The organism is Verrucosispora sp. WMMA2121 (assembly GCF_027460185.1).
Lineage (GTDB): Bacteria > Actinomycetota > Actinomycetes > Mycobacteriales > Micromonosporaceae > Micromonospora > Micromonospora palythoicola.
Map to the genome: position 1 here is coordinate 1,488,391 of NZ_JAPZBH010000004.1, position 13,646 is coordinate 1,502,036.

At 72.1% G+C, this 13,646-nt stretch carries 9 protein-coding genes and 1 pseudogene; 5 read left to right on the forward strand and 5 right to left on the reverse strand.

Annotated elements, in window-relative coordinates:
• Positions 1-6 precede the first annotated feature (6 nt).
• The 4 genes and pseudogenes from O7605_RS07620 to O7605_RS07635 all read right to left on the reverse strand — a co-directional run bounded on the left by O7605_RS07620 (position 7) and on the right by O7605_RS07635 (position 7,776).
• Positions 7-2,985: pseudogene (locus O7605_RS07620) on the reverse strand (BTAD domain-containing putative transcriptional regulator).
• Between the two features lie 272 nt (positions 2,986-3,257).
• A complete protein-coding gene (locus O7605_RS07625) occupies positions 3,258-4,922 on the reverse strand; it encodes a fumarate hydratase (RefSeq protein WP_269738514.1) in 1,665 nt (554 codons plus the stop codon).
• Between the two features lie 135 nt (positions 4,923-5,057).
• A complete protein-coding gene (locus O7605_RS07630; protein WP_269738515.1) occupies positions 5,058-6,515 on the reverse strand; it encodes an outer membrane protein assembly factor BamB family protein in 1,458 nt (485 codons plus the stop codon).
• Positions 6,463-7,776: an MFS transporter gene (locus O7605_RS07635; protein WP_443083904.1), complete on the reverse strand. Its 1,314-nt coding sequence runs from the start codon at positions 7,774-7,776 to the stop codon at positions 6,463-6,465. The genes O7605_RS07630 and O7605_RS07635 overlap by 53 nt, the downstream gene beginning before the upstream one ends.
• A 97-nt stretch (positions 7,777-7,873) precedes the next feature.
• Between O7605_RS07635 and O7605_RS07640 the strand changes: the two genes are divergently transcribed.
• Positions 7,874-8,860: an ArsR/SmtB family transcription factor gene (locus O7605_RS07640; protein ID WP_269738517.1), complete on the forward strand. Its 987-nt coding sequence runs from the start codon at positions 7,874-7,876 to the stop codon at positions 8,858-8,860.
• A gap of 6 nt (positions 8,861-8,866) precedes the next feature.
• Here the strand turns inward: O7605_RS07640 and O7605_RS07645 are convergent, their stop codons facing one another.
• The gene (locus tag O7605_RS07645; protein ID WP_210824960.1) at positions 8,867-9,352 is read right to left on the reverse strand and encodes an Lrp/AsnC family transcriptional regulator; all 486 of its coding nucleotides are present in this window, start codon (positions 9,350-9,352) and stop codon (positions 8,867-8,869) included.
• Positions 9,353-9,493: 141 nt separating this feature from the next.
• Here O7605_RS07645 and hppD point away from each other — a divergent pair, with 141 nt between their 5' ends.
• The 4 genes from hppD to hisC are packed head-to-tail and all read left to right on the forward strand — an operon-like array spanning position 9,494 to position 13,539.
• Positions 9,494-10,699, forward strand: coding sequence for a 4-hydroxyphenylpyruvate dioxygenase (hppD, locus tag O7605_RS07650; RefSeq protein ID WP_164448590.1), 1,206 nt, complete (start codon positions 9,494-9,496; stop codon positions 10,697-10,699).
• Positions 10,700-10,710: 11 nt separating this feature from the next.
• On the forward strand, positions 10,711-11,454 hold the full coding sequence (locus O7605_RS07655) for an RDD family protein (RefSeq protein ID WP_269738518.1): 744 nt from the start codon (positions 10,711-10,713) through the stop codon (positions 11,452-11,454).
• 22 nt (positions 11,455-11,476) lie between these two features.
• The gene (locus O7605_RS07660; RefSeq protein WP_269738519.1) at positions 11,477-12,442 is read left to right on the forward strand and encodes an RDD family protein; all 966 of its coding nucleotides are present in this window, start codon (positions 11,477-11,479) and stop codon (positions 12,440-12,442) included.
• Entirely contained in the window at positions 12,439-13,539 is a 1,101-nt protein-coding gene (hisC, locus tag O7605_RS07665; protein ID WP_269738520.1) for a histidinol-phosphate transaminase, read from the forward strand. Before O7605_RS07660 ends, hisC begins: the two co-directional genes overlap by 4 nt.
• Positions 13,540-13,646 lie beyond the last annotated feature (107 nt).

Genomic DNA, 13,646 nt, shown 5'->3' on the forward strand with positions numbered 1-13,646 from the left:
GCCAGCTCACTCCAGCTCGGCGAGCAGCCGCTGCACCTCGTCCGCGTCGGGCGACTCGACCTGACGTAGCAGCGCCAGGGCCCGAACCCAGTGTGAGCGGGCGGCCGCCGGGTCACTGTTCCGCAGACACCGGGCGAGGCCGTCCAGCGCCCGGGCCTGCTCGAACCGGTGACCGATTCGGGTGGCGTCCACCAGGACGCGACCGAACAGATCCTGGGCAGTGCGTACGTCGTCCTGGTCCAGGATGGCGCGGGCCAACAGATTTCGGGACGCGCACTGGCCAGCCAGGTCACCGGCCTCGCTGATGGCGATGAACGCCTGCCGGTGCAGCGCCGCCGCCTCGTCCGGACGCCCTGCTTCACGCTCCATCACGCCGAGTTCGTTGAGCATCTCGCCCTCGTCGAAGCGGTTCTTTCCGGCCCGCTGCAGGCGCAACGCCGTCCGCAACAGCCGGCGTGCCGGTCCGGTGTGGCCGAGCCGGTGCCGGACCATGCCGACATGCCCGATCGCGTTGGCCAACTGCCGGCGGTCGCCGATCTCGCGGGCCAGCGTCAGATGAGTTCGGCCGGTCCGCAGGGCCTCGTCGTAGCGTCCCCACATGCACAGCACGTAGGTCATGTTGTTGAGCAGGGCACTCAGCTCGGCCAACCGGTCGACACCGCGCAGCAGTGTCGCCGCCTCCCGGAAGTACTCGATCCCGCGACGCGTGTCACCGCCGGCCCAACTGTTGATGCCGAGATTCCAGATCAGGCTGCGTAGCAGGTGCCCCGCGCCGCTGTGCCGGCACAGCTCGACGCCCCGCTCCAACAGTTGGACGGCCTGCCGGAAGTCGGCCCGGCGGAAGTAGGCGGAGGCCAGGTAGTTGAGCATCAGCGCCTGCGCCGACTCGTCACCGACTGTCTCGGCCGCCCGGAGCCCCACCGTGTGCGTCTCGACCAGTTCGTCGAGGTGCCCGCCGTTGTAGAGAAGCCGCCAGCTGGCCCGGGCCAGCTGCCAGGCGCGCTCGGGAAACTCCACTTCCGCCAGACCGGGCAGGGCCACCAGCGCGGATCGGTTCTCGTCGAACCAGGCCAGGCCCTGCTCGACACAGATCGCCACCAGATCGGGTCGCGGTGGGTCGGGCAGGCTGAGGGTGGTGCGGCTGCCGGGCGACTCGCTCTCCCGGCCGATGGCCGCCGCCACGTGCAGGTGATGATCCAGTAGACGCCGCAGCGCATCCCGCCGCTCCGCCCCGTTGGCCGGATCGGCCAACAGCGTCCGGGCGTACTCGCGGACCAGGTCGTGCAACCGGTAGCGGCCCGGCACCGGCTCGTCGATCAGGTGGGCGTCAACCAGTTCGTCCAGCAGGTCCTGTGCCTAGGCCAACGGCACGTCGGCCAGCGCAGCAGCGGTGGTGTTGTCGACCCGTACACCCGGATGCAGTCCCAGCAGCCGGAAGGTGCGCTGGGCCGCCGTTGACACCTGTGCGTACGACAGGGCGAAGGCATCGCCGACGGAGCGGTGCCCGAGGGCCAGCTCGGCCAACGCGTCACGGTTGCCGCCGAGTCGCTCGGCCAGGTCGGCGATCCGCCACCTGGACCGGTGGACGAGCCGGGTGCCGGCCAGCCTGATCGCCAGTGGGAGATGACCGCAGCGGCGCACCACCTCGACGGCGGCGGCCGGTTCCGCCGCGACGCGGTCGTCACCGGCGACCCGACCGAGCAGCTCGATCGCCTCGTCGATGTCGAGCACCGGCAGGGACGAGGGCCGACCCTCGTCGAGACCGACCAGCCGACGGCGGCTGGTGATCAGGGTCAGGCAGCCGGCACCGCTGGGCAACAGCGGCGCCACCTGCGCCGCGCTGGCGGCATTGTCGAGCAGCACCAGCGCTCGCCGATCGGCCAGTTCGGTACGCCAGATGGCCAGCCGGTCGTCCGGGTCGACCGGGATGCGTTCGGCGGGTACGCCGAGCTGTCGCAGCAGTGTGGTCAGGGCCGCGGACGGGCTCAAGGGCGCCCGCTCGCTGTGCCCGTGCAGATCGATGAAGAGCTGGGCGTCCGGATAGCGCTCGGCCACCCGGGTCGCCACATGCACGGCCAGCGTGGTCTTTCCGCTGCCCGCCATCCCGTCGATCAGCTGGATCCGGGTCTCGCCATCCTCGATCTCCTTGATCAGCCGAGCCACCGTCTCCGCGCGCCCGGTGAAATCGTCGATCGCCCGGGGCAGCGCGCGGACCGCGGTGGTGGCACGGCGTTCGGACCCGGCAACGGCGAGGTCTCCGGCGAGCACCCGCTGGTGCAGATCCTGCAGCGCCGCACCCGGCTCGATGCCGAGTTCCTCGGCGTACAGGCGTCGGCCCTCCCGGTACCGGCCGAGCGCGTCGGCCTGCCGGCCGACGGCGGAGAGGGCCAGCATGAGCTGGCCGCGCAGCCGCTCCCGCAGCGGATGCCGCTCCAGTTCCTCGGTCAACTCGTCGACCAGGGTCGCCGCATGCCCGAGCCGCAGCTCTACGTCCACGCACTCTTCCAGCACCGCCAGCCGCTGCTCGTCGAGGGCCTGCGCCCGACGTCGCACCGATGAGTTGGGGATACCGCTCAGTGCCGGCCCGCGCCACAGCCCCAGCGCCGCTCGGAACCGCCGGCGCGCGTCGCTCAACGCCCCGCCGGCCACCGCGGCCCGAGCCGCCTCGACCCCCCGGGCGAAGACCTCCGTGTCCAGCTCACCAGCGTCGGTCCGAATGCCGTAGCCGACCGGATCGGTGACGATGGTGTCGGCCGGCAGACCGAGCCTCGCGAAACGCTGCCGCAGCCGGGACACACAGGTCTGCAGCTGGGCCCGGGCGGTGACTGGCGGGTTCTCCTCCCAGATCGCGTCGACCAGTTCCCCGACGGGGACGATGCGATTGGCCCGCAGCAACAGAACGGCGAGCACCACCCGATCCCGACCTGCCGTGACGGTGGCTTCGCCGCCGCCGACCCGCAGTGGCCCCAGGATCTGAAAACGCATCACTCTCCCACCCCGTGATGGTGGCAACTTTCAGCAGAGTAACCCCATCGATACCGAGCGGCGTACCTGCCTGATAGCGATCTGAGAGTGGATCGACAGTGGCGGGCCGCACAATCTCGTTGGTTGCATCTACTGGTGCGATCGACGGGGGCGGTGCGCCCGGCCGTCCCGGGCCGGGCGCACCGATGTCGAACGTGGTTCCGTCGGATGCGACGAAGCCGCCGGACAGCCGCAGCCGAGCAGTGGCGGCAGCGTCTCGGACGCGGTCCGGCCTAGTGGCGGCCGATGGTGAGAACCGGCTTGGTGACCTCGGCGAAGAAATCGTTGCCCTTGTCGTCGACCACGATGAAGGCGGGGAAGTCCACCACCTCGATCTTCCAGACCGCCTCCATGCCGAGTTCCGCGTACTCCAGGACCTCGACGTGCTTGATGCAGTCCTGGGCGAGCCGGGCCGCCGGGCCGCCGATCGAGCCGAGATAGAACCCGCCGTGCTGCTCGCAGGAGCGGGTCACCTGCGCCGACCGGTTGCCCTTGGCCAGCATCACCATCGAGCCACCGGCGGCCTGGAACTTCGCCACGTACGCGTCCATCCGGCCGGCGGTGGTCGGGCCGAACGAACCGGAGGCGTAGCCCTCCGGGGTCTTGGCGGGGCCGGCGTAGTAGACGGCGTGCTCGCGCAGGTACTGCGGCATCGGCTCGCCCGCGTCCAGCCGCTCGGCGATCTTCGCGTGCGCGATGTCCCGGGCCACCACCAGCGGGCCGGTCAGCGACAGCCGGGTCTTCACCGGGTACTTGGACAACTCGGCGCGGATCTCGTCCATCGGCCGGTTGAGGTCGACGCGAACCACCTCGGTCGCGTCCAGCTGCGCCTCGGTGACCTCGGGCAGGAAGCGGGCCGGGTCGGTTTCGAGTCGCTCCAGCCACACCCCCGACGGCGTGATCTTGGCGACCGCCTGCCGGTCGGCCGAGCAGGACACGGCGATGGCCACCGGGCAGGACGCGCCGTGCCGGGGCAGCCGCACCACCCGCACGTCGTGGCAGAAGTAGCGCCCGCCGAACTGCGCGCCGATACCGAAGTTGCGGGTCAACTCCAGCACCTCCGCCTCCAGCTCCAGGTCCCGGAAGCCGTGCGCGGTCATCGAGCCGGCGGTGGGCAGGGCGTCGAGATACTTCGCGGAGGCGTACTTGGCGGTCTTGAGGGCGTACTCGGCGCTGGTGCCGCCGATCACCACCGCCAGGTGGTACGGCGGGCAGGCGGAGGTGCCGATCAGCCGCAGCTTCTCCTCCAGGAACTGCATCATCCGCGTCGGGTTAAGCAGCGCCTTCGTCTCCTGGTAGAGGTACGACTTGTTGGCCGAGCCACCGCCCTTGGCCATGAAGAGGAACTTGTACGCGTCCGGGTGGCCGTCCGGGTCCTCGGCGTACAACTCGACCTGCGCGGGCAGGTTGCTGCCGGTGTTGCGCTCCTCCCACATGGTCAGCGGGGCGAGTTGTGAGTAGCGCAGGTTCAACCGGGTGTACGCCTGCCACACGCCCCGCGAGATCGCCTCCGCGTCGGTGCCGTCGGTGAGCACGTGCCGGCCCCGCTTACCCATCACGATCGCGGTGCCGGTGTCCTGGCACATCGGCAACACCCCACCAGCGGCGATGTTGGCGTTACGCAGCAGGTCCAGCGCGACGAACCGGTCGTTCGGGGAGGCCGCCGGGTCATCGATGATCGACCGTAGCTGGGCGAGGTGGGCGGGACGCAGGAAGTGCGCGATGTCGTGCATCGCCTCGGCGGTCAGCGCGGTCAGCGCGGCCGGTTCGACGGTCAGGAACCGGCGCCCGCCCGGGCCGTTGACCACATCGACGCCCTCGTCGGTGACCAAACGGTAGTCCGTCTGGTCCGGACCGGTCGGCAGCAGCGGGGCGTACGCGAAGTCGGCACCGCTCACGACGGCACTCCGCTTCGCTCCGTGCCGCCGTGCGGCACCATCGCACCGCACCGATGATTCGCTCGCTGCCGCTCGCTCATGACGGCAAAGCCTAGGGCAGAGGGTCTGGTCCTTCCCACCCACCGGGGGGCCGGATCATTTGCCGGGGTCAGGTGCGGCGCACAGCTCGTTCTTCGGACCGCAACTGTCCTGCGGCTGCGGCACCGAACCGCTGCCGGCGGGCCCCGGGTCGGCCCCGTCGGCCTCGCCCGGCGTGCCGCCGGCTGTCGCGCCGAAGCGGACGTACCCGATCTCCCGGCCCTCCCCGATCACCATGCCGGCGGGGCCCACGGCGAGGGCGTTCGCCGAGGTACGCAGCACGGCCAGTTCCCGCCCGGTACGCGGATCGAGCGCGACCAGCCGGTTCGGCTTCTCGTCGGCGACGATCGCCGCGTACGGGGTGAGGGCGGCATCCGCCTTCTTTCCCGCCGGCCGCTGCCACCGGGTGCGCTCGGCGCCGAGTTCACGGGCGGAGACGGCGCCACCGTCGGCGGTGCGGACCAGCGCGTACCGGTCGTCGACGGCGAGCACCCGTTCGCCGTTCGCGGTGACCAGCAACAACCGACCGTCGTACGCGTCGAGGACCGCCTCCCGGCCGTCGGGTGACACGCCGAGCAGCACGTTGCGGGCGCCGTACGGGTCCTCCCGCTGCACGCAACCGGCGCTGTCGGCGGTGCGGAGGTTGAGTCCCGACTGCTGCCACGCCTCCTGGCCGGTGGCCGAGTCCCGACCGGAGATGGCGTAGTAGCAGCTACCGTCCTGCGACCGGGCGGTGATCCGCAGCAGGCGCCCGCCGACCACGGCGAGCCGCTCCTCCCGACCGGGTTCGACGTTCTGGAGCACCCGGCCGGTGGCGGTGTCCACCACGTGCACCCGGCCGTCGACCGGGAAGCCGAGCAGCGGCGGCACCGCCTCCGGGCCGGCCACCTCGCCGTCGATCCGGTTGCCGCCGAGTCGCCGGGTGTCGAGCAGATTCGGGTTGTCGGCGAGCAGGCCGGTGCTGACTCCGGGCAGGAAGGCGGTCCACAGCGGAGTCGTGCCGCGCGGGTCCCAGGCACTCAGCGTGCAGTCGGTGGCCGCCACGCAGCGGGCGTCCAGCAGCAGGTTGCGGTAGGTCCAGACGGCCACCGCGTCGTCGTCGCGGCGGCGGGTCACCCCGGTGCCGGGGTCGAGCACCTCGTACCCCTTGACCAGTAGCTTGCCCACGACGACGACGGCTTCCTGCCCGGCGCCGGTGACCGCGCTCCAGTCGGCCTTGCGCTCCCACAGCTGCGTGCCGGCGGCAAGGCTGCGGGCCTCCACCCGGGTGCGCTGCTCGATCACGACGCTCTGCCCGGCGATGGTGACGCTGCGCGGGGTGCCACCGATACGTTGCTGCCAGACCACGTCCGGCTGGGAGATCGGTTGGGGACGGTTGACCCAGTCCCACATGGTGGGGAACGGGTTCCAGACTCCGGTAGCGGCGAGCACCACCACCGTGATCAGGCCGAGCAGCAGCCAGCTACGTACGCCGAGGCCGCTCCCCTTCGCCACCGGGACACGGTAGCCAGCCATGCTCGCCACCGCCCGCACCACCCCGCGTGTCGCGCCGGGAAGATCGCGTTGGCCGCACCGCCGGCACCGCGAGGATCGGCCACAGGAGCAGCGTCGCGATCGCCGAGGCGGCCCCCGCGCCGGCCATCACCACCCCCGGGGAGAGCACCTCGCTGAGCGCGCCGGCCCCGGCGGCGGCCAACCCCTGCGCCGCCATCATGCCGGTGTTGACCAGTCCGAACGCCTGCCCCCGACGCGCCTCGGGTACCGCGTCGAGGAACCGCCGGGCCAGCCCGAGCTGGTAGGCGAACCCCGCGGTCGCCACCGCGAACAGGGCCGCCGCCGGCAGCAGCGCCGGCCGGGCCAGAAACACCAGCATGGGTACGCCCAGCAGCAGCGCGAGCCACGGCGTCAGACGTTCCCGCCGGGCCGGTGCCACGAACCGCCCCACCAGCAGGTCACCGACGAGCATGCCGCCCGCACCGGCCATCAGCAGGACGCCGGCGCTGGCGCCCGGGCCGAGGTCGGCCGCGTACGGCACCGCCACTCCCTCGGCGCCGACCAGCAGCGAGCCGGGCAGCCACTGGGCGAGCAGCAGGCCACGGATCCGACGATCCGCCAGGAGCTGCCGGTTTACCCGCAGGGTCTCCCGGAACGCGCCGGTTCTCGGGCCGCCGCCCGTCCGGCCGACGCGGGCGGGACGAGGAGTCAACCCGAACCGCACCAGCAGGGCGGAGAAACCACAGGTCACCGCGGTCAACCAGAGCGCGCCGTACGGGCCGACCAGCCCGAGCAGCAGACCACCGACGGCGAAACCGGCCACCTGCGTACCCCCGGCGGCCACGGTGAGCAGCGAACGACCCAGCACGTACCGGTCGCCATGCAGCATATCGGGCAACAACGCGGTGCGGGACGCGCTGCTGACCGGACCGAAGAGGGCCACGACGGCGACCAGGCCGAGCATCGCCGACGGGGCGAGCACACCGGTGGCGAGCACCGCCACCGTGGCCAGCCGCACCAGGTCGTAGCCGACGATCACCGCGCGGGCGGGCCACCGGTCGGCCAGGGCCAGCAGGAACAGCCCACCCAGCGCGTGCGGCAGGAACCCGGTGACGTACGCGAGCGCGGCCAGCAGACCGGAGCCGGTGCGCTCGTACACCAGCACGGAGAGGGCGAGCATCTTCACCGTCTCGCCGATCATGAAGATCCCGTAGCTGGCGAAGATCACCCGGAACTCGGCGACGGCGAAGACGTCCCGGAACGTGGCTGGCCGGTCGGCCAGGGCCGGCCCGCCCGTGCGTGTGTCGTTCACGCCAGCCAGCCTCGTGGGCCCGCACCGGAGCCCACTATCCTTTCGCTGGAGAACGAAAGGTCGGACGATGCGGATCGAGGTCACCCCGGCGGACGTGGCGGCCAGCCGGTACGCCATCTCGCCGCTGGGCGAGGCGGTCTGGGCGCTGCGGCTGCACACCGGCCAACACGCCGTGCCGGGGCTGGCGCCCTGGGTGGCCCGTACCCGACCGGTGTTCGAGCGGCTGCGCCGGGACTGCCCGGCGGTGGGCGCGCTGATGGCGCTGCTGCGCCGGGGCGGCTACAACGCCGACTTCATCCAGCCGCCGCCCGCCGGCACCGGTCGCACCTTCGCCGACGAGCTGGCCGTGGTCCGGGCCACGCCGCTCGGGCAGGCCCGTGCCGAGTTGTCCCGCAATCTCGTCGGACTGCCCACCCCACCGGCGTACGCCCGCCGCATCTACGACGCGCCGGACGTCGTGGACCGGGTGGCCGACGCGATCGAGGCGTCCTGGACCGCCCTGGTGCAGCCGGACTGGCCGCGACTGCGGGCGGTGCTGGAACGGGACCTGGTACATCGCGCGGGCCGCCTGCTCGCGTACGGCTGGGGGGCCGCCGTGGCGGACCTGGACCCGCGGCTGCGCTGGGTCTCCGGCGGCGGCCTCGGCGCGATCGAGGTGGCCGACCGCGACCCCCGCAGCTACTCGCTGGACGGCCGGGGCCTGCTCTTCATCCCCACGGTCTTCGGCATGATGATCAACTACGTCGAGCCGCCATGGCCGTTCGCGATCGTCTACCGGGCCTCCGGAGTGGCCGAGCTGCTCGGCCCGCCCGACCCGGGCCGGCCCGAGGACGCGCTGGACCGGCTGGTCGGGCGGTCCCGCGCGGCGGTGCTACGGGCGCTCGCCGTGCCCGCCACCACCAGCCAGCTCGTCGGGCAGCTCGGGATGAGCCTGGGCGGCGTCGGCGACCACCTGTCGGTGCTGCGCGACGCGGGCCTGATCACCCGGGTCCGCTCCGGCCGGTCCGTCCGCTACCGCCGCACTCCCCTCGGCGACACGCTCGCGGAGAACTGACCGGGCTCACCGCACCGCCGAGCGCAGCAGTGGCAGGACCCGGTAGGGGATCTGCTCGGCGAGCGCGATGATCGTGGAGGCGCGGGTGATCCCCTCGTACGCCACGATCTGGTCGATCACCCGCTGGAGGTCGGTGTTCGAGCGGGCCACGATCCGGCAGAGCAGGTCGCCCGAGCCGGTGATGGTGTGTGCCTCCAGCACCTCGGGGATCGCCGCCAGGTGCCGGGTGACCGGGTCGTGCCCGTGCCGCTGGCTGATCTCCAGGGTGACGAAGCTGGTCACCGTGAAGCCCAGCGCGGCCGGGCCGAGGTCCGGTCCGAACCCGGCGATGACCCCCCGACCGACCAGCTTGTCGAGCCGCGCCTGGACGGTCCCCCGGGCGACCCGGAGCCGGCGCGAGCACTCCAGCACGCCGATCCGGGGTTCCTCGGCGAGCAGTTCGATGAGTCGCACGTCCAGTTCGTCAAGCTGAGCAATCTGACCAGTGTTCATGCGTGAGGACCATACCGTTTGTGCAACCTGACCAGCGTACGTCGTGAGGGTTGCCCAGTGCGGCCGGTCCCCGCGATGCTCGGCACACAGCACACGATCCCGTCGGCCCACCAGGCCGGCCGGTACGCGAGGGAGGCCACCATGACCCAGGCGATCGACCGACCCCAGCCGACCGAGGAGGTGGACGTCGACGCTCTCGTCGGCGCCGTCGACCACGACACCAGCAAGGACCCGTTCCCGGTCAAGGGCCTCGACTACGTGCACTTCATGGTGGGCAACGCCAAGCAGGCGGCGCACTACTACTCCACGGCGTTCGGCATGACCTGCGTGGCGTACCGGGGGCCGGAGCAGGGTTACCGGGACTACGCCGAGTACGTGCTGACCAGCGGTTCCGCCCGTTTCGTCCTGACCGGCGCGGTACGCCCCGACGCGCCCGGCGCCGAACACGTGACGAAGCACAGCGACGGCGTGATCGACATCGCGCTGGAGGTGCCGGACGTCGACGCGGCCTACTCGCACGCCGTCCAGCAGGGCGCCAACGGCCGGACCGAGCCGACCGACCTGACCGACGAGCACGGCACGGTCCGCTTCGCGGTCATCGACGCGTACGGCGACACCCGGCACACGCTCGTCGACCGGTCCCGCTACACCGGTCCGTTCCTGCCCGGCTTCGTCGCCCGCGGCCCGATCGTGGACCGGCAGCCGATGATCGACGCCGGTATCCAGCCGAAGCGCTTCTTCCAGGCCGTCGACCACGTGGTCGGCAACGTCGAGCTGGGCCGGATGGACGAGTGGGTCGAGTTCTACCGCCGCGTCATGGGCTTCACCAACATGGCCGAGTTCATCGGTGACGACATCGCCACCGACTACTCGGCGCTGATGAGCAAGGTCGTCGCGAACGGCACCCGCAAGGTGAAGTTCCCGCTCAACGAGCCGGCCATCGCCAAGAAGAAGTCGCAGATCGACGAGTACCTGGAGTTCTACCGGGGCCCCGGTGCCCAGCACATCGCCGTGGCCACCAACGACATCCTGGCCAGCGTGGACGCGATGCGGGCGGCCGGCGTCGACTTCCTGGAGACCCCGGACTCGTACTACGACGACCCGGAGCTGCGCGCCCGCATCGGCGAGGTACGCGTACCCATCGAGGAACTCAAGTCGCGCAAGATCCTGGTCGACCGGGACGAGGACGGCTACCTGCTGCAGATCTTCACCAAGCCGGTCCAGGACCGGCCGACCGTCTTCTTCGAGCTGATCGAGCGGCACGGCTCGCTCGGCTTCGGCAAGGGCAACTTCAAGGCACTCTTCGAGGCCATCGAGCGGGAGCAGGAGAAGCGCGGCAACCTGTAACACTGTCGAGCGTGACCCAGCCTCCCCCGCCCCCGACACCGCCGGCCGGCGAACCACCGGCCGGCGGTGTCACGCCGTCCACCAACCCACCCCCGGTTCCGGCTCAATGGACCCCGCCCACCCAGCCGCCGCCGGGACAGCCGGGTCCGCAGGGGTACGCACCCCAGCCGCCCTGGGTGGCCGGGCCGCCACCGCCCGGCTGGGCTGCCGGGCCGCCACCGCCGGTGCTGGGTCCGGGCGGGCAGCCGCTGGCGAACTTCGGTGACCGACTGCTGGCGTACCTGATCGACACGGCCATCGCGACCGGGGTCCTCATCGTGTTCTTCGTGCCGGTCTTCGTGATCATCTGGCTTGGGCTGGTCGCCACCGTCAGCCAGACCAACCCGGACGGCACACTCGTCGAACCGGATTCCGTCACGGTGTTCACCAACCTCGTGTTGCCGATGCTGCTGCTCCAGGCCGGGCTGTTCGTGCTGATGCTGGCGATCTACTGGCTCTACCACGTCGAGTACCTGAAGCGCACCGGGCAGACCGTCGGCAAGAAGGTGATGAAGCTGCGGGTGGTCTCCCTCGACCCGACCCGCACCCTCGACCGTCGGATGGCCGGCAAGCGGTACCTCGTGCAGTTCGTCGGCGGATCCCTGGTGCCGGGTGGCAGTTACGTCGACGGCCTCTGGCAGTTGTGGGACAAGCCCTGGCAGCAGTGCCTCCACGACAAATTCGCCGGGACCGTCGTCGTTAAGGTGTCGAGGTGACTGAGCGCAGTGAGGCCGCGCCGTGAGCGTGGCACCCGGTTGGTACGTCGACCCCGCCGACCCGGAGACCCGCAGGTACTGGGACGGCGAGGGCTGGATCGGCGCGCCCATCCCCGTGGACGCCACGCCACCCGAGGGCCCACCCCCGCCCGAGCCCGAGCCGACACCGGAGCCGACCTCCCCGGCGTCCGTCACGGTGCCGTCGGCACCCGACCTGCCCTCCGCCGGCACCCCGCCGACCACCTGGCCGCCCGGCCCGTCGACCGGCCGGCCGGCTGACGGGACGCCGGGTTGGTCCGGCGGGCAGGGGCAGCCGGGCACGCCACCGACCTGGCCGAGCGGGAACCCGCCGCAGGGGCCACCGCCCGGCTGGCCGTACCCGACCTGGCCGGGACGTCCGCCGGCCCCTCGCCCGCACGGCCTGCCGCTGGCCTCGTTCGGCGCCCGGCTGGCGGCCCGGCTGATCGACTTCGGCGTCGTCGTCCTGCTCAACGCCCTGGTCAACGGCTGGTTCGTCTGGCGCTACCTGCAGGAACTCTCCGCACCGCTGGACGAGTTCTGGCGCCGGGTGCAGTCCCAGGACCGCACCACCGACCCGCTGCCCGCCGCCGGCGATCAGGCCGGCGCGCTGGTGGTGACGATCCTGCTCATCGCCACCGCGCTCTGGCTGGCGTACGAGGTGCCGTCGATGGCCGCCAGCGGGCAGACCTTCGGCAAGCGGCTGCTACGGGTCCGGGCGGTGCCGGTCGAGGCGGACGCGCCGCTGGGCTTCGGCCGGGCGCTGCGCCGTTGGAACACTCTCGGCCTGCCCACGCTGCTCTGGTACTGCTGCGGCCTCGGCCTGCTGCTCCAACTGATCGACGCGCTCTCACCGCTGTTCGACCATCCGCTACGGCAGGCGCTGCACGACAAGCGGGCGCAGACCGTGGTGGTTCAGCTTCCGCGTACCCCCGACGACCGCGCCAACCCCCCGGGAGAGACCTCATGACCGACGGACGAGACCAGGCGGCGGTGCGGCTGACCCGCGCCGACCTGGACGCGCTGCCCAACTACGTGCCCGGCCGCAGCCCGGCCGACCTGGCCCGCGAGCTGGGCCTGCCCGAGGCGATCAAGCTGGCCAGCAACGAGGTGCCGTACGGCCCGCTGCCCGGGGTGGTGGAGGCGGTGGCCGAGGCGGTCGCCGGCGTGCACCGCTACCCGGACATGGGCGTGGTCGCGCTCCGCCAGGCGCTCGCCGAGCGGTACGGGGTGGACGTCGACCGGGTGGCGACCGGCTGCGGTTCGGTGGCGCTGGCCGAGCACCTGGTCCGCGCCACCTGCCTGCCCGGCGACGAGCTCGTCTACTCGTGGCGCTCGTTCGAGGCGTACCCGATCATCGCGGCGACCAGCGGCGCGACAAGCGTGCAGGTGCCCAACGACGCCGGGCACGGGCACGACCTGGCGGCGATGGCCGCGGCGGTGACCGACCGCACCCGGATGATCCTGGTCTGCAATCCCAACAATCCGACCGGCACCGCGGTACGCCGAGCGGAGCTGGACCGCTTCCTCGACGCCGTACCCGACGACGTGCTGGTGGTGATCGACGAGGCGTACCGCGAGTTCGTCACCGACCCGGAGGTGCCGGACGGCCTGGACTACGCCGACCGGCCGAACGTCGCGGTGCTGCGGACCCTGTCCAAGGCGTGGGGCCTGGCCGGTCTGCGGATCGGCTTCCTGGTCGCCCAGCCGCAGGTGGCGGCGGCGGTCCGCAAGGTCGTCACGCCGTTCTCCACGAGCATGGCCGCCCAGGCGGGCGCGCTGGCGGCGTTGGCCCAGGCCGACGAGGTACGCCGGCGGTGCGCGCTGGTGGTGGCCGAACGCGAGCGCGTCGGCGAGGCGTTGGCCAAGCTCGTCCCCGGCGTGCCGGCCAGCCAGGCCAACTTCGTCTGGCTGCCACTCGGTGACCGGGCGGTGGAGTTCGGCAAGGCGTGCGAGTCGCGGGGTGTGATCGTCCGTCCGTTCCCCGGTGACGGGGTGCGGGTCACCATCGGCACCCCGACCGAGAACGACGCCTTCCTGGCGGCCGCCGAGGCCGCCCTGGGCTGAGCCGGGCCCGCCGCTGGGCGCACCGGAGAGCCGGAGGTGGCCACCGGACCGGCCCGCCGAGAGCCGTACCGGGCCGGTCCGCCATCCCCCAGCGGACCGGCCCGGAG

Excerpts from the sequence above, each read along its gene's own strand:
- O7605_RS07630 (WP_269738515.1), bottom strand. The coding sequence starts at position 6,515 with ATGGCTGGCTACCGTGTCCCGGTGGCGAAGGGGAGCGGCCTCGGCGTA.
- O7605_RS07640 (WP_269738517.1), top strand. The coding sequence starts at position 7,874 with ATGCGGATCGAGGTCACCCCGGCGGACGTGGCGGCCAGCCGGTACGCC.
- O7605_RS07645 (WP_210824960.1), bottom strand. The coding sequence starts at position 9,352 with ATGAACACTGGTCAGATTGCTCAGCTTGACGAACTGGACGTGCGACTC.
- hppD (WP_164448590.1), top strand. The coding sequence starts at position 9,494 with ATGACCCAGGCGATCGACCGACCCCAGCCGACCGAGGAGGTGGACGTC.
- hisC (WP_269738520.1), top strand. The coding sequence starts at position 12,439 with ATGACCGACGGACGAGACCAGGCGGCGGTGCGGCTGACCCGCGCCGAC.